Annotated in this window: 10 protein-coding genes; 8 read left to right on the forward strand and 2 right to left on the reverse strand. The window is 57.4% G+C overall.

What is annotated here, in order from left to right; genetic code table 11:
* Window positions 1–431: 431 nt before the first annotated feature.
* The 8 genes from putP (at window position 432) to KRR23_RS27400 (ending at window position 12,270) form a co-directional block, all read left to right on the forward strand.
* Window positions 432–1,916 (forward strand): sodium/proline symporter PutP, encoded by a 1,485-nt coding sequence (gene putP / locus KRR23_RS27365; RefSeq protein ID WP_103320384.1) that lies wholly within the window; start codon window positions 432–434, stop codon window positions 1,914–1,916.
* 340 nt (window positions 1,917–2,256) lie between these two features.
* Entirely contained in the window at window positions 2,257–4,266 is a 2,010-nt protein-coding gene (locus KRR23_RS27370) for a type VI secretion system tip protein VgrG (RefSeq protein WP_216744970.1), read from the forward strand.
* Entirely contained in the window at window positions 4,256–4,993 is a 738-nt protein-coding gene (locus KRR23_RS27375) for a DUF4123 domain-containing protein (RefSeq protein ID WP_216744971.1), read from the forward strand. The genes KRR23_RS27370 and KRR23_RS27375 overlap by 11 nt, the downstream gene beginning before the upstream one ends.
* The gene (locus KRR23_RS27380; protein ID WP_216744972.1) at window positions 4,993–9,801 is read left to right on the forward strand and encodes an RHS repeat-associated core domain-containing protein; all 4,809 of its coding nucleotides are present in this window, start codon (window positions 4,993–4,995) and stop codon (window positions 9,799–9,801) included. The genes KRR23_RS27375 and KRR23_RS27380 overlap by 1 nt, the downstream gene beginning before the upstream one ends.
* Window positions 9,798–10,214 carry a hypothetical protein gene (locus KRR23_RS27385; RefSeq protein ID WP_216744973.1) on the forward strand — a complete coding sequence of 139 codons (417 nt, stop codon included), beginning with the start codon at window positions 9,798–9,800 and terminating at the stop codon, window positions 10,212–10,214. The genes KRR23_RS27380 and KRR23_RS27385 overlap by 4 nt, the downstream gene beginning before the upstream one ends.
* A gap of 92 nt (window positions 10,215–10,306) precedes the next feature.
* Complete coding sequence (locus KRR23_RS27390) at window positions 10,307–10,798, forward strand: hypothetical protein (RefSeq protein ID WP_216744974.1); 492 nt, start codon at window positions 10,307–10,309, stop codon at window positions 10,796–10,798.
* A gap of 59 nt (window positions 10,799–10,857) precedes the next feature.
* The gene (locus tag KRR23_RS27395; protein WP_253912281.1) at window positions 10,858–11,274 is read left to right on the forward strand and encodes a hypothetical protein; all 417 of its coding nucleotides are present in this window, start codon (window positions 10,858–10,860) and stop codon (window positions 11,272–11,274) included.
* A 159-nt stretch (window positions 11,275–11,433) separates the two neighbouring features.
* On the forward strand, window positions 11,434–12,270 hold the full coding sequence (locus KRR23_RS27400; protein ID WP_054595295.1) for a 23S rRNA (adenine(2030)-N(6))-methyltransferase RlmJ: 837 nt from the start codon (window positions 11,434–11,436) through the stop codon (window positions 12,268–12,270).
* 152 nt (window positions 12,271–12,422) lie between these two features.
* Here the strand turns inward: KRR23_RS27400 and msrA are convergent, their stop codons facing one another.
* Together msrA and KRR23_RS27410 are read right to left on the reverse strand one after the other, a co-directional pair.
* Window positions 12,423–13,070, reverse strand: a complete 648-nt coding sequence (gene msrA / locus KRR23_RS27405; RefSeq protein ID WP_054595296.1) for a peptide-methionine (S)-S-oxide reductase MsrA — start codon at window positions 13,068–13,070, stop codon at window positions 12,423–12,425.
* Window positions 13,071–13,147: 77 nt separating this feature from the next.
* The gene (locus KRR23_RS27410; protein ID WP_216744976.1) at window positions 13,148–15,841 is read right to left on the reverse strand and encodes a GGDEF and EAL domain-containing protein; all 2,694 of its coding nucleotides are present in this window, start codon (window positions 15,839–15,841) and stop codon (window positions 13,148–13,150) included.
* Between the last annotated feature and the right edge of the window lie 231 nt (window positions 15,842–16,072).

Consider the following 16,072-nt stretch of genomic DNA (forward strand, 5'->3'; position numbering starts at 1 on the left):
TGGCATCAGCTGGCGGCAAGATTAGCCGTGCGCTGAAAGAGGTGCAACCGGGTGCAACCCTTTTTTTGTCGGAATAATCGGCAGCTTGTCAGGAAATAAATTCTGGTTCGTGGCCTCTGCTCTTGCTTGGTGCTTTTTGCAGCAGTTAGCAAAGGTTCTTGCTCCGAAAAGGAGCAAAAACCGCTGTTAAAAAGAAAAATTGTATTAGGTGCAACTTATTCCCAGAAACTGGTTGCACCTTATTTGCTTTGTTGAATAGCATTCGCGCACCAAGGTGCAACCGTCCACGCAGACGGCTCATCGGCTGATGGCTTTCCTGGGGAAACATCAGTCATAAATGCGCGGATTACCCGATCGTCTCTCAAACGCAAGCGTTTGGCGGCGATTCGACAGACCGCTGCTACATAAAAACAAAGCCAGGGCGTAACTCAATGAGTGCAAGCAATCCAACCTTGATCACGTTCGTGATCTACATCGCGGCAATGGTGCTGATCGGCTTCATGGCCTATCGCTCCACCAACAACCTTTCTGACTACATTCTGGGTGGCCGTAGCCTGGGCAGCGTCGTGACTGCGCTTTCCGCGGGCGCCTCCGACATGAGCGGCTGGTTGTTGATGGGCCTGCCGGGCGCCATCTACATGTCGGGTCTGTCGGAAAGCTGGATCGCCATCGGCCTGATCGTCGGTGCGTACCTGAACTGGCTGTTCGTGGCCGGCCGGCTGCGCGTGCAGACCGAACACAACGGCGATGCGCTGACGCTGCCGGATTACTTCTCCAGCCGTTTTGAAGACAAGAGCGGCTTGCTGCGGATCATCTCTGCTGTGGTGATTCTGGTGTTCTTCACCATTTATTGCGCCTCCGGCATCGTGGCCGGTGCCCGTCTGTTCGAAAGCACCTTCGGCATGTCCTACGAGACTGCATTGTGGGCCGGCGCTGCGGCGACGATTGCCTACACCTTTGTCGGTGGTTTCCTGGCAGTGAGCTGGACTGACACCGTACAAGCCACACTGATGATCTTCGCTTTGTTGCTGACGCCAATCATCGTGCTGCTGGCCACTGGTGGCATCGACACCACGTTCCTGGCCATCGAAGCACAAGATCCAGGCAACTTCGACATGCTGAAAAACACCAGCTTCATCGGCATCATTTCATTGATGGGTTGGGGTCTGGGCTACTTTGGTCAACCGCACATCCTGGCGCGCTTCATGGCGGCGGATTCGGTTAAGTCGATCGCCAACGCGCGTCGCATTTCCATGACCTGGATGATCCTGTGCCTGGGCGGCACCGTGGCGGTGGGCTTCTTCGGTATCGCTTACTTCTCGGCGAACCCGGCCGTGGCGATGCCAGTGAGTGAAAACCACGAACGCGTGTTCATCGAACTGGCCAAGATCCTGTTCAACCCATGGATCGCCGGCGTGCTGCTGTCGGCCATTCTGGCTGCCGTGATGAGCACCCTGAGCTGCCAGTTGCTGGTGTGCTCGAGTGCCCTGACCGAAGACTTCTACAAATCCTTCCTGCGTAAAAACGCTTCCCAGGTTGAACTGGTCTGGGTCGGCCGCGCCATGGTTCTGGCCGTTGCACTGATCGCCATCGCATTGGCTGCCAACCCGGAAAACCGCGTGCTGGGTCTGGTCAGCTACGCTTGGGCCGGCTTCGGTGCGGCGTTCGGTCCGGTAGTCCTGATCTCGGTACTGTGGAAAGGCATGACCCGTAACGGCGCACTCGCCGGTATCGTGGTGGGTGCGCTCACCGTGATCGTCTGGAAGCACTTCAACCTGCTGGGTCTGTACGAAATCATCCCGGGCTTCATCTTCGCCAGCCTCGCTATTTTGCTGGTCAGCAAAATGGGTGAGCCGTCGGCCGGTATGCTGCAGCGTTTCGCCGCGGCGGAAAAAGATTTCCACCTGAACAAGTGATCGGATGAGCTGATGCTCTAATCCTTCGCTGAATAAAAACGGCTCGCAGCCTTATGGATGCGGGCCGTTTTTTTCCTCCGTGGTTCAGATTTGAAGACGCCATCGCGGGCAAGCCTTGCTCCTGCATACCACGCGTACCTGTAGGAGCAAGGCTTGCCCGCGATGGCGCCAGAACCTTCAACACAGCCTGTTCGACAGGAATGTCTGTAGTGGTTCATCCCGATATCTGAAGGAAAATTCTCTAAAAAATCAGGGTAAATCTGATTTTTCTGACCCTCGATCACCCCCCCTTGTCGCTCATGCAGAATCGCCCGCCTTCATTCTGCTTCAGAGGCATCGGATGCTCACGTCTGCCCATCAACCGCATTTCACGTTGACCCTCGACGGCGACCAGAATGAGCTCAAAGTGCTTGAGTTCACGGGCAAGGAAGCCATCAGCCAACCCTATCGTTTTGACCTGGAACTGGTCAGTGAACATCCGGACCTCGACCTCGAGAGCCTGCTGTATCGCCAGGCTTTTCTCGGTTTTGATGCGCAAGGCGCTGGTGTTCACGGTCAGGTTTATCGCGTCGCCCAAGGCGATTCGGGCACGCGCCTGACTCGTTATCAGATTAGTCTGGTGCCGCGCCTGGCCTATCTTGGTCAACGCACCAACCAGAGAATCTTCCAGCATAAAAGCGTTCCCGAGATCATTGCTCTGGTGCTCAAGGATCACGGCATTCTGGGTGATGCATTCGAGTTACAGCTTGGCAGCCAATACCCCAAGCGCGAGTACTGCGTGCAATTTTCCGAAAGCGATCTGGAATTTATTCAGCGGTTGTGCGCCGAGATCGGCATTCACTACCACTTCCAGCACAGCCCGCACGGCCATCTGCTGGTGTTCGGTGACGACCAGACAGTTTTCCGCAAACCGGCGCAGCCGACCCTTTACTTGCCAGGCAGCGGAATGGCCGCCGACCAGCCTGCGATCAAGCGCTTCAACGTCCGCCTGGAAACCCGCACCACCGCAGTCACCCGTCGCGACTACGACTTCAACAAACCCGGCCTGTTGCTGCAAAGCGCTGTCGACAGCGAGCAGCGTACGGTGCTGGAGGATTACCGCTATCCCGGTCAGTTCACCGATCGCGACCACGGCAAACACCTGGCGCAACGGGCGCTGGAGCGCCATGGCGCGGATTTCCGTCAGGCCGAAGGTCGCAGTGATCAATCGGCGTTGCTCACCGGCCATTTTCTGAAGATCGCCGAACACCCGCGCACAGAGTGGAATGACCTGTGGCTACTGACAGAAATTCAGCACCACGGCCGGCAACCGCAAGTGCTGGAAGAGTCCGCTGACAGCGGTGATTTTCAGGGGTATCGCAATACCTTTCTGGCGACGCCGTGGGACGTACCGTTTCGTCCGCCTTTGGCCGAAAACAAGCCGCGGGTTCCGGGCTATCAGAACGCGGTCGTCACTGGGCCGACCGATAGCGAAATCCATTGCGACGAGTTTGGGCGGGTCAAGGTGCAATTTGCCTGGGACCGCGAAGGCCAGCGCAACGAACATTCCAGTTGTTGGCTGCGAGTCGCCAGTGGCTGGGCTCATGACGGTTACGGCAGTGCGCTGATCCCGCGGGTTGGAATGGAAGTGTTGGTGGGGTTTGTCGATGCCGACCCGGACAAGCCCTTGGTCATGGCGTGCTTGGCAAATGGGGCCAATTCGGTGCCGCTCGATCTGCCGGCAGACAAGACCCGCAGCATTTTCCGCAGCCAGAGCAGTCCCGGTGGCGGTGGTTACAACGAACTGCGCGTTGAAGACCGCAAGGGCGCCGAGGAAATCTATCTGCGGGCACAGCGCGACTGGACACAACACGTATTGCACGACTTGCACACGCAAGTGGGCAACCAGCGAAGTGTGGTGGTCGCGGGTCTCGATCGCCATGAACTGAAGGCTGACGAACAGCGCATCACCCACGGTCAGCGCCAAACCGAAGTGAAGCAGGACGATCATCTGGTAGTGGTTGGCGACCGGCACATTCGGGTGACCAGTCAGGCGCTCAATGCCAGTCAGCAATTCCATGTCAGCGCCGGACAGCAAGTGGTCATCGACGGTGGTGCCAGCGCGACCATTCAGGCGGGCGGGCAGTGGATCAACATCAGCGCTGCCGGGATCTTCAGCAGTGTGCCGATTCAGCTGGGTGGCGCGCCGATGGCGGCGATGGCTGCTGCACCAAGGTTGCCGGACGTTCCATTGAAACTCACCGCAGCGCCAGCTGCGCTGCTGAGCGCCGCACAGATTCTGAGCCTGAAAAGCGACGCGCCGTTCTGCGAAGAATGCGAGCGCTGCAAGGAGGGTGTCTGTGCAGCCTGATGCCTTGTCACCTCGTGCCTGGCTGGAGCGCCATCCGCTGAAACCTTCCGAGCTGTTGTTCGCGGTGTTCGGCAATGCGAGCTCTGCCGAGCCCCTTAAAGCCTGGCAACGCTCGATCACTACGCAAGCACCGAGCGCCATCTGGGCCGACAGCGCTTACGCCGAGTGGATGTCGGTGATGCCCTATGTCGGCGTCGTCGCTGCGGACAGTGAGTTTCTGGAGTGGGTCGCCGCTACGGAGTCTCGCGACTGGGGTTGGCTGGCGGTGTCTTCTGCTCCTCAAGAGGCTTTTGTCGACCATCTGCGCAGCCTTACGCAAGCCCTGTTACCCAACGGCAACGCAGTATTTTTCCGTTTCTGGGACGGACGTTATTTGCTGCCGATTCTTCAATCTGCACAGGTTGATGTCGCGCAACTGATGCCGCCGATCGGGCGCTGCCTGATCAATGGGCAGGCCCTGGAAATCGGTGGCTGTGCGCTGAAAACATCGAAGGTTTTTCCATGGTGGGAGATTCCCGAGGCGCTATTGGAGCAACTCGCGGCGCAGTCTGCCGCCACCCGAATCAACAACCTGCTGTCGTGGCTGAGTGACGCTCGCCCGGACCTGTACGAAGCGTTTTCCGAAAGCGTTTTGTGGCACAAAGTCGCGATCTTTCTTGACGCGCCAGACCTGCCTCAAGCACCGAAAACTGCCTTGGTGGAGTTCTTGATGGCGGAGCGTAGCTGATGGATCAGATCGTACGTATCGAGCAGGAACTCGACAGCTTTAAAGACACCCTCAGCCTCTACCGCGAACAACTCAACCATTGGTTCATCAAGGCCGCCGACAAGGTTAGCCATGCTGCGGATATGCCGTCGCTGATGGGCATGGAGCGGTTGATCAAGTTCGGCAGCACGACCACCGCGGTGAGCAGCGGCGATGACGATTTCATCTCCAGTGTGGCGCAGTGTCCGGCCAACGGCCTGTTGCAGATCGAGAGCAAGTTCGAATCGGTCTACGACATTCCCTTGGGGAATATTCAGGTCGATGTGATTGCCGTGGAGGGCGGTGAAAAGACGCCGGTCCGGCTGGATGAAAACGGCAAAGGGACGTTTAAGGGGACCGCCGGGAAGTTCTATCGCGTGCATGTCCAGAGCGAAGTGACAGCGGGGCAAATCGATGACCTTTTCGATGCTTACGACGGATTGACCGATGAGCTGGAAACCTGGCTGCGCAACGAGTGGAAAGGCTTTAAGCCGCAGTGGTCGCAGCAGTCGGCGTCGGCATCGCTGGCGGCGGTGGGCAATGGAATGCTCGCGGGAAGCTGGGCGGCGATTCAGGGTGTTTGGGATGGTATTGGCGAGCTGAGCGAGATCCTGAAGGATCCCGAAGCCTTTGCCGAAAAGCTTGGGGACAGCGCCGGGCAACTTGTCAGGCTGGCCGAAAGTGCTCCGGACTTGATGGAAAAAGCCATGTTGCTGGCCAGTGACGAGGCGGCGCTGTGTTTGTTGATGCGCACCGCAGCACTGTGGCTGGAAATGTTGCCGCCGACGCAACTGGCCGGTGCCTCGGCCGAGGCCATTTCCAAGGTGGTGGTTGGTTTGATCATCGACCTGCTGATTGGCCTGGTGCTGAGCGTGGTCGGCATCGGAGTTGCCTGGTTGACGGTGCGCCTGGCCAAGTACGGCCCGCAGATTTTTCAGGCCGCCATGGGCTTCGTGAGGTCGATGATCACGATCATCAACAACTTCATGGGCTATGTCGACCGCTACAAAAAAATCGCCGCACGAGGTATCGCGGCGGGTCTGAAAAAAGGTCGGATGCAACTGCGCTGGAATGGCCGCAAGAACTCCACGCTGAATAAACACGAACCTCACGTCGACGTCCCGGCGCAGGCGAAAAACCCCAACGGCGACAGCGCCGATTCGGCAGATAAAACCGCTACCAACAAGTGCCCGGTGTCGATGGTCACTGGCGAAGAACTGCTGACCCTGGTCGATGGTTCGCTGGACGGGATTCTGCCGTTCGACTTCACCCGGCTCTATCGCACCAGCGCCGCCGAGATCGATAGCGGACTGGGCTTTGGCTGGAGCCATTCGCTGGCGCACCGCCTGGAAATCGACGGCGACAACGTCGTCTGGATCGACCACGAAAACCGTCGTACGGCATTGCCGTTACCGAACGTCGAGCGCCCGGCGATCCACAACAGTCTGTCGCGGGCGGCGATTTATCTGGGCGATGAGCCCGAGGAACTGATCCTTGCCCAGGCCGGCGACGACGCGCGTTTTTATCACTTTCATAACGGCCGGCTGACGACCGTCAGCGACGCTTACAACAACCGATTGCGCATCACCCGCGACCGTCAGGAGCGCATCAAGCGCCTCGATAACGGCGTGGGCCGCGCCTTGCTGTTGCGCTATGACCGCAGACATTTGATCGCCGTCGATTACCAGCGTTTTGTCCCGGCTCCAACCCTCGACGAGGCGTGGCACACCGAGCAGACGCTGGTCAATTATCGCTACGACGAACGCGATCAACTGATCGAAGCGACCAACGCCGCAGGCGAAAGCGAGCGCTACGACTACGACGATCAGCACGTCATTTTGCAGCGGCAATTGGCCGGTGGCGCGAGCTTTTTCTGGGAGTGGGAAAGGTCCGGCAAGGCTGCCAGATGCATTCGCCACTGGGCGTCGTTTTCGCAGATGGATGCGCAGTACGTCTGGGATGACCAGGGCGGTGTCACCGTCCTGAATATCGACGGCAGCGAAGAGGTTTACGTCCATGACGATCGGGCGCGGCTAGTGCGCAAGGTCGACCAGGAAGGTGGTGAACATCTCAAGGCCTACGATGACAAAGGTCGGCTGATTGCCGAGCAGGATCCGCTGGGGGCCGTCACTGAGTACCGTTACGACGAGGTTGGACGGCTTGTCGCGCTGATTCCACCGGAAGACGAACCGACGGCCTACGAATACCGCGACGGTTTCCTGCATGCGCGGTATCGCGGTAAAGCCGTGTGGATGTATCGGCGCAATGCTCAGGGTGATGTCACTGAATCGACCGATCCCGATGGGCATGTCACGCATTACCTCTACGACCCTCGGGGGCGGCTGCAGTCGATTCGTTATCCGGACACCAGTCGGCATATGTTCGTCTGGAACGACTTGGGTCAATTGCTCGAAGAAACGTTGCCAGACGGCGGCCAGCGTCGGTTTTCCTATGATGCCTTGGGGCGGCAGATTACCCGGCAGGACGAACACGGTGCCGTCACCCACTACCAATGGGATGCCGTCGGAAGGCTGATTCAGACAACACTTCCCACCGGTGCCAGTCGCGCCTTCAGCTACAACGCCTACGGAAAAATCATCGCCGAACGCGATGAGCAGGGCCAGGTCACGCGCTATGAATACGCCGACGACCTGCACCTGGTCAGCCGTCGAATTAATGCCGACGGCACGCAACTGCGTTATCGCTACGACAACGCGCTGTTGTTGCTGACAGAAATCGAGAACGAATCCGGCGAAAAGTACCAGCTGGACTACACGCCCAATGGCCTGATCCGACAGGAAACCGGTTTCGACGGCCGCCGCACCGCCTATGCCTACGACCTCAACGGCCATCTGCTGGAGAAAACCGAGTTCGGCGATGACGGCTCAACGCTGATCACCACCTATCAGCGGGACTCGGCAGGACGACTGCTGCTCAAGACGCTGCCCGATGGCGTCAACGTCGAGTATTGCTACGACGGTCTTGGCCGACTGGTCAGCGTCGATGACGGTCACGACCACCCGTTGGAGTTCGAGTACGACCAGCAGGACCGCCTGATCACCGAACATCAGGGTTGGGGCACCTTGCGTTATGGCTACGACGCCTGCGGCCAGCTCAATCGCCTGCGCTTGCCGGACAACAGCACACTCGATTATCACCACGTCAAGGGCGGCGCGCTCACCGCTATCGACCTCAACGGCACACGGCTGACCACGCACGTCTTTAACGCAGGGCGTGAGCAACAACGCCAGCAAGGCCAACTGCTTAGCCAGTACCACCATGACGAACAGGGCCGGTTGCAATCCCACGCGGTCAACCAGTCAGACCGACCGCTGTACATGCGCCACTACAGCTATGGGGTCAATGGCAACCTGGCTGCCATCGCTGACAGTCGCCACGGTCAGCGCAGCTATTACTACGACGCGCTCAACCGCCTGACCCGCGTACGCCATGCCCGCGGCGAACCGGCGCAAAGCTTTGAACACGACCCGGCCGGCAACCTGCAAATGCACGATCGCCCAGGCCTGGCGACGATCAAAGGCAACCGCCTGCTGCTGCAAGGCGACCGCCATTACGACTACGACGCCTTCGGCAACCTGATCTTTGAGCGCCGCGGCACTGCACAAAAACTCGTCACCGAATACCGCTACGACTGCCAGCACCGGTTGATCGGCGTCATGCTGCCCGATGGTAACAGCGCGACCTATCGCTACGACGCCTTCGGCCGGCGCATCGCCAAAACCGTCGACGACCACACCACCGAGTTCTTCTGGCAAGGCGACAACCTCGTCGCCGAACGCGGCAAAGAACACTACCGCAGCTACCTCTACGAACCCGGCAGCTTCCGCCCCCTGGCCATGCTCGACGGCTTCGGTCCGCGCAAGGCCTGTCCGTTCTACTACCAACTCGACCACCTCGGCACCCCGCAGGAGCTGACGGATTACGGTGGCGAAATCGTCTGGTCGGCGACCTACAAGGCCTACGGCAAACTCGCCAGCCTGAAGCACTTCGGCGAAGAACAACTCGAGCAACCGTTACGCTTTCAGGGGCAGTACTTCGATGCCGAAAGCGGCCTGCACTACAACCGCCATCGCTACTACAATCCGGACATCGGCCGCTACCTGACACCCGACCCGATCAAGTTGGCGGGCGGGCTGAACGGCTACCAGTACACCCCGAATCCGACGGGGTGGATTGACCCGCTGGGGCTGAGCGGAAAATGTCCGCCACCGAACAAGCCAGATTGTAAGGCGCCGGATGATGTGGGTGGCGCTAAGGTTGATGAGGGCGAGCCGCCACTGCCGAAGCTGACGGGTGAGCAGCGGAGGGAGAGGATTGAAGTTCTTAAGGAGGAGGTTGCTAAGCGTTGGGTTGAGCGTTTTGAGGCTGAGTACCCTGGAATGCATTCCATAGGTAAGCATAGTGTCGAGGTTCCTGATGCGGTAATTCGACAACGTTCGGTAGATGGTACGGATCCCATAACCAAAATTCCTCATAGAGAAAAAAGAGGGAACTTGAGCTCGCAATATAAAAGCTGGAGTTTACATATGCATACGTTAAATGATGATATGACAAGAGTTGTTCGAGGGCTTCCGCAGTTTACCGGAAAGGATGTCAATGGATACTGGGTGGTCCGTAGGGAGAGTAAAAATGTTGGGCGAGGTTACAAGCCGAATAAAAAAGACAAAGAAAATCCTCTTTTTATCGAGGATATGAATGGTTCAGAAACAAAGTTTAGTAAAGGGCGAACTCAGAAACCTTTTACATCGCATCCGGTGATAATTAAATGATTAAAGATCCAATTTTAGATGTGCCATATGCGCCTACGGTGAGGGAAATTATCGGTGATTTTGATATCTATGATCGGGAGCACACTCTTGGTCTAGAACTCGAAAAATACAACGTTAATCTTTCTGTTGATAGAAGAGTACTCACGAAAAAATATATCGTAGAAAGCTACGATTATTTGAGTTATAGGCATAAATTTTTACTGGTTGCTGTGCTTGAGGCTGCACTGCAAGACGAATCATATGATTTTCAGGCATTGCTAGAGCATGACTGCGAAAGCACCAATCGATTTCCGGATTACTGGGATGTGATGGAAAATCCCCGAGCGTTTTTTGAAGACATTTACAGTGTGCTGAGTGATGAGTGGAAAGATGAATTGCTAAAAGCCAGCCTCGAAGATCAGTCGACTTGGTGACCAGAATGATGGGGAAGAGAATTGCGTGAACGGTGCCTGCTACTTGAGCTGATTGAAGCAGTTGACTCTTAATAAAATGGATGGTGGGTAGAATGACGGATCAAAAATTGACCATGGAGCTGATTAAAGAGTGGGCCTATGGGGATACGGTCATTGAACTGTATGAAAGTGACGAAGCTGGAGACTCGGAGAGTTTTGATGCTGCTGTTAATGCGTTAGTTGGTGTTAAAGGATTGTTGGCGTTTGCTGCTGATCCTGCGTGTTTAGCTCGATCTTATTTCGTAAATTTACTTGTGCGACGTTTTCTGTGGATGTTTAGACGTGGTTCTGAGTTGCCTTTTCATTTTTCTAGGTTTCTTGGGATTATGTCTCGTGATGATTATAGGCGTATGAATATGGAGCGAGAGGGTGAGCTTTATGAAATTTGCCTTGTGCTAGATAGTATGCGGCATATCAATGATCCTGCAATTCAGTCGCTTTATAAGCAGATTCTTGATTTTAGACATGATCGTACTTCGAATGATTCGAAATTTTATTATGAGTGTTGGGCTAAGCTTGATCTGGGTTTGTTTGAGTCTAAATGATCACTCCCACTTTACGTGGGAGCGAGCATCAATACCGGTTTCCCGACAGAGGCTAAGTGATGCTGCGCCATCCTTTTCTTAATGAAGAGTTTGAGGCCGAGCTGATGTGGTTCATTGGCGTTTTCGGTGTGTATGATCGCGAAGAAACCCTAGGTGCAGAGCTTGAGGTGTATGACCCTGACAATGCGACTGATAGGGCGGTGTTGATCAATAAGTACAGCCTGAATTTAAATTATTTGTCCTATCGGCATAAATTTGTACTGATAGAAGCTCTGGCAGAAAAGTTGAGTGACCAAAGCTATGATTTTCAGAGTTTGTTTGGAATTGATGAGGAAGAAGCTGCGAGTTGGCCTCGGGGAGAGTGGTATGAATTGAAAGATCCTCGGGGTTTTCTCCAAGATGTTTATACGTTGGCTTTGGAGGCTTGGGAAAGTGATCTTCATAAAGCCAGCCTCGAAGATCAGTCCACTTGGTAATAATCAGGGAAGGGTCTACGACCGCTTCGCACTCGATCGCGGGCAGCCTTGCTTCTACAGGCCCGCATCAATGATCGTGGTTTGTCCGCCCGCTCAGCTGCGACCCCCTGACGCTGGACGCGGTACAAGGTAAACTTCGCCTCCTTCGCAGGAGCAGCCATGAATTATCGTCACGCCTTCCACGCCGGCAATCACGCCGATGTGTTCAAACACCTGACCTTGACCCGCCTCATCGCCTTGATGTCGCGCAAGGAGCAGCCGTTTGCCTATCTCGACACCCACGCCGGCATTGGTCTGTATGACTTGCAGGGCGATCAGGCGAGCCGTACCGGTGAATACCTGGAAGGCATCGCACGCTTGTGGGGCGAGCAGGATCTGCCGCCGCTGACCGCCGACTACATGCGCGTCTTGCATGAGATGAACCCGGATGGCGAGTTGCGCTACTACCCTGGCTCGCCTGAGCTGGCGCGGCGTTTGACCCGCCCACAGGACCGGGTGTTGCTCAACGAAAAACACCCGGAAGACGGGTTGCTGCTCAAGGACAACATGAAAGGCGATCGCCGGGTCAAAGTGCACTTGGGCGAAGGCTGGCACGTGCCCCGGGCACTGTTGCCGGTGCCGGAGAAGCGTGGGTTGATGCTGATTGATCCGCCGTTCGAGAAACTCGACGAGATGCAGCGTTGTGCCGCGTCGCTGAAAGAGGCGATTGGCCGGATGCGTCAAACCGTGGCGGCGATCTGGTACCCGGTGAAGGACCAGCGCATGTTGCGTCGTTTCTACCAGGACCTGGCGGGCACCGGTGCGCCGAAGTTGCTGCGCGTGGAGTTGCTGGTGCATCCGCTGGATACGCCAAACAGCCTGAACGGTTCCGGGCTGGCAATTGCCAATCCGCCGTGGGGGCTAGAGGAAGAGTTGCGCGAGTTGCTGCCGTGGCTGTCGAAGAAACTCGGTCAGACCCAGGGCGGGTGGCAGATGGATTGGTTGATCGCCGAGTAATGTGTGGCGAGGGAGCTTGCTCCCGCTCGGCTGCGAAGCAGTCGTAAAATCGGTATATAGGTTCTATCTGAAAGAACGTTGTCACTGATTTTAGGGCCGCTTCGCGCCCCAGCGGGAGCAAGCTCCCTCGCCACAGGTACCGTGCTCACCCATCAAATCGGGCAGGTCACGCCTGTGCCGCCAATCCCGCAATACCCTTCAGGGTTCTTCGCCAGGTATTGCTGGTGATAGGCCTCGGCGTAGTAAAACGTCGGGGCTTCTTCGATTTCAGTGGTGATGGTGCCGAGGCCGGCCTTGGTCAGTTCAGCCTGGAACACTTCCTTGCTGGCCTTGGCCGCTGCCAGTTGGCTTGGGTTGGTGGCGTAGATCACCGAGCGGTACTGAGTACCGATGTCGTTGCCCTGGCGCATACCCTGCGTCGGGTTGTGCAGTTCCCAGAACATCGCCAGCAATTGTTCGTAGCTGACCTTTTCCGGCTCGTAGACTACGAGCACGACTTCGCTGTGGCCGGTCAGGCCCGAGCAGACTTCTTCGTAGGTCGGGTTCGGTGTGAAGCCACCGGCGTAACCCACCGACGTGCTGTACACACCTTCGCGCTGCCAGAAGCGCCGCTCGGCGCCCCAGAAGCAACCCAGGCCGAAGATCGCGAAATCCACATTGCCCGGAAACGGACCCAGCAGCGGATGGCCGTTGACGAAGTGTTCGTCCGGTACTTTTATCGGGGTTTCGCGGCCAGGCAGAGCTTGTTCTTTAGTCGGGAGCACGTTTTTGTTCACCAGGATTTCCGAGCGCAGAACCATGATCAGTCCTCTCAGTCAGGTTGGGATGAGCGATATACGCAATAAGACCCACAGTGTGCCCGAGTGTTACAGCGCTGTCAGGCGATTGGGCCACGCGGATAGCGTTTCAGCTTCTCGATCAGATCAAAGCCCGGGATCGGTCGGTCGAACAGGTAGCCCTGGCCGACGTCGCAACGGTGGCGACGGAGGAACGCCAGTTGTTCGGCGGTTTCGATGCCTTCGGCGACCACTTTGAGCTTGAGGTTGTGGGCCATGGCGATCACGGCCGAGGTGATTTCCATGTCGTCCTGGTTGTCCGGGATTTCATGGATGAAGCTGCGATCGATCTTGATGATGTCGATCGGGAATTTTTTCAGGTAGCTGAGCGATGAGTAACCGGTGCCGAAGTCGTCCATGGCCAGGGTCAGGCCCAGACGCTTGAGTTGGTCGAGCTGCAAGTGCGTATCTTCGGTGGCTTCCAGCAGCAGGCCTTCGGTCAGCTCCAGCTCCAGCAAGCGCGCGGGCAGTTGCTCTTCCTTGAGGATGTTGGCAATCGACGACACCAGGTCCGGATCGGAAAACTGCTTGGGCGACAGGTTGATCGCTACCTGCAAATTGCCCAACCCGGCGGCTGTCAGCTCTTTGCTCATGCGACACGCCTGGCGGGCAATCCATTTGCCGATGGGAATGATCAGGCCGGTTTCTTCGGCGACGCTGATGAACTGATCCGGGCGGATCATGCCCTTTTCCGGATGGTTCCAGCGCAGTAACGCTTCCATCCCCAGCAAGCGCCCGGAGCGCAGGCACAGCTTGGGCTGGTAGAACACGTCCAGCTCGTTCTGGGTCAGGGCGCGGCGCAGGTTGTTTTCCACAAACAGCTTGTAGCTGGCCTCGGCGTTCAGCGCTTCGGTAAACACCTGGACCTGATGTTTGCCGTTGGCCTTGGCCTTGTGCAGCGCGAGCCCTGCGTTACGCATCAGGGTTTGCGGATCGCGGCCGTGCAGCGGTGCGCAAGCCAGCCCCACGGAACCCGTGACGCTGATCAACTGGTTGTCGACGAACATCGGTTTATCCAGCGTCATCAACAATTGGCTGGCGATCTGTTGTCCGGCCTTAAGGCTGGTGTCGTCGAGCAGCACCGCGAACTCGTTACTGGCGAAACGCGCCAGGCTGCCGCTCGGGCTCAGGCTGTTGCGCAGTCGCCGGGCCAGGCTGATCAACAGTTTGTCGCCGGTCTGGTGGCCGAGGCTGTCATTGATCCGCTTGAAGTTGTCGATGTCCACCAGCAGCAGGCAGATCGGGCTGTCGCTGTCGCGGGCGAAACGCTCGTCGAGGTTGCGGATGAACGCCGGACGGTTGCCCAGGTTGGTCAGGTTGTCGGTGTAGGCCAGGCGCTCGATACGTTGCTGGGCGAGCTTGGTCTGGGTGATGTCTTCGTAGATGCCGATGTAGTGGGTCAGTTCACGGTTGTCGCCGTAGACCTTGGAGATCGACAACTGGCCCCAGTAGGGTTCGAGGTTTTTCCGTCGGCTCTTGAACTCGCCCTGCCAGCTGTTGCTCTTGGCCAGGCTTGAGGGCGCGTCGAACAGCAATTCGCTGAGGTTCTCCAGCGCCGGCAGTTCCGACAGCCGATGGCCGTGGACTTCTTCGGTGCTGTACTGGGTGATCGCGGTGAAGCTCGGGTTGACGTACTCGACCACACCGTCGCAATTGACCAGCAAAAAGGCGTTGGCACTTTGCTCGACCGCGCGCTGGAACAGGTGCAGGGCGCTGGTGGCAGTGCGGCGGTTGTGGTTGTTGATGACCTGGGCGAATTGGTCGGCCAGCTCGCCGGCGAAGGCGATTTCGTCCGACTGCCAGGCGCGGGTCATGCCGGTTTGCTCCAGGCACAGCACGCCGACTACCTGACCATCGACACGGATGCTGGCGTCGAGCATGGCATTGATGTCACGCGGGCGCAGGCTCTCGGCCATGCCCCGGGTACGCGGGTCACGCATGGCATTGTGGGCGTCGATTGCACGACTGGTATGCAGGGCTTCCAGATAATCGGGGAAGTTGCTGGCGTCAATCACGTCCGGTAACCAGTACTTTTGAGAGGCACGGTGGTAGGCGGAAATCGGCACCAGCATCTGGCCTTCGAGGTTCCACAGGCTCGCGCAGTCGATTTCGTAGATGTCGCAGGCGCTGCGGGTGATCAGTTCGGCGGCTTCTTGCAAGGAGTTGCCGGTGCTGTAGCGCTGGCGGGCGAGCAGCAGGATCAGGTCTTGCTGGGCGCGAACGCGATCCAGGTGCAGCAGTTGTTCCTGCTGGGCGCGCTGGTTCAGTTCCAGGGCAATCTGCAGGCGCGAGTTCTGGGTTTCCAGGTCCAGCACCGGTAGCAGCGGATCATCGGTAAACAAACCGTCGACCACCAGCAGATAGCCGCGTAGCAGGTGGCGATTGTGTTGTTTATAGGCTTCGCCCAATTCGAGCAGGCTGAGGGAGCCTTGGGCGGTGTGAAGCGTGTAGCGGATCAGGTAATGCGGGCTTGCGGTCAATTGCTGCTGGATCGCATCGTGCAACTGATAGCGCGCTTCGGGCTCCATCAGGCTCGCATAGGGTGAGCCGACCAGAGCGCACAGCTCGACAGCGGGCAAACCGAACTGGCGTTCGCAGTTTGGGTCAAGGAACAGCAGCGCCCAGCTTGGTTCATTCAGCCGTTCGAAACGCAGCATGCCGAGCCGCGAGGGCACGGGCAACTGCGTCACTACCTCGGCCACCATACGGCTGGCGGCATCGGGATGGCTTTTCATGGAAGAAACTCGCTTCGAAAATGCTGATCGCGCCGGGCTCGCGCCCTCTTTACTGTTGCCTGCGGCAAGGTTGCATCATGCTGCACTGACTGACAAGTAAGGATGAAGGCTAAGTGCTATAAGACTGTATCGGCGAGGGCGGGGTTTTCTCCAGCGAGGGGCTGAAAGTAATGTAGTAGAGCGAAAAGATCGCAGCCTTGTAGGCGCTGCCGAAGGCTGCGATCTTTTCCA

It is taken from the genome of Pseudomonas sp. CVAP#3 (assembly GCF_018986375.1).
GTDB classification, from domain to species: domain Bacteria; phylum Pseudomonadota; class Gammaproteobacteria; order Pseudomonadales; family Pseudomonadaceae; genus Aquipseudomonas; species Aquipseudomonas helvetica.

Coding starts and splice junctions, on each gene's coding strand:
- putP (WP_103320384.1), top strand. CDS start 432: ATGAGTGCAAGCAATCCAACCTTGATCACGTTCGTGATCTACATCGCG.
- KRR23_RS27370 (WP_216744970.1), top strand. CDS start 2,257: ATGCTCACGTCTGCCCATCAACCGCATTTCACGTTGACCCTCGACGGC.
- KRR23_RS27380 (WP_216744972.1), top strand. CDS start 4,993: ATGGATCAGATCGTACGTATCGAGCAGGAACTCGACAGCTTTAAAGAC.
- KRR23_RS27385 (WP_216744973.1), top strand. CDS start 9,798: ATGATTAAAGATCCAATTTTAGATGTGCCATATGCGCCTACGGTGAGG.
- KRR23_RS27390 (WP_216744974.1), top strand. CDS start 10,307: ATGACGGATCAAAAATTGACCATGGAGCTGATTAAAGAGTGGGCCTAT.
- KRR23_RS27395 (WP_253912281.1), top strand. CDS start 10,858: ATGCTGCGCCATCCTTTTCTTAATGAAGAGTTTGAGGCCGAGCTGATG.
- KRR23_RS27400 (WP_054595295.1), top strand. CDS start 11,434: ATGAATTATCGTCACGCCTTCCACGCCGGCAATCACGCCGATGTGTTC.
- msrA (WP_054595296.1), bottom strand. CDS start 13,070: ATGGTTCTGCGCTCGGAAATCCTGGTGAACAAAAACGTGCTCCCGACT.
- KRR23_RS27410 (WP_216744976.1), bottom strand. CDS start 15,841: ATGAAAAGCCATCCCGATGCCGCCAGCCGTATGGTGGCCGAGGTAGTG.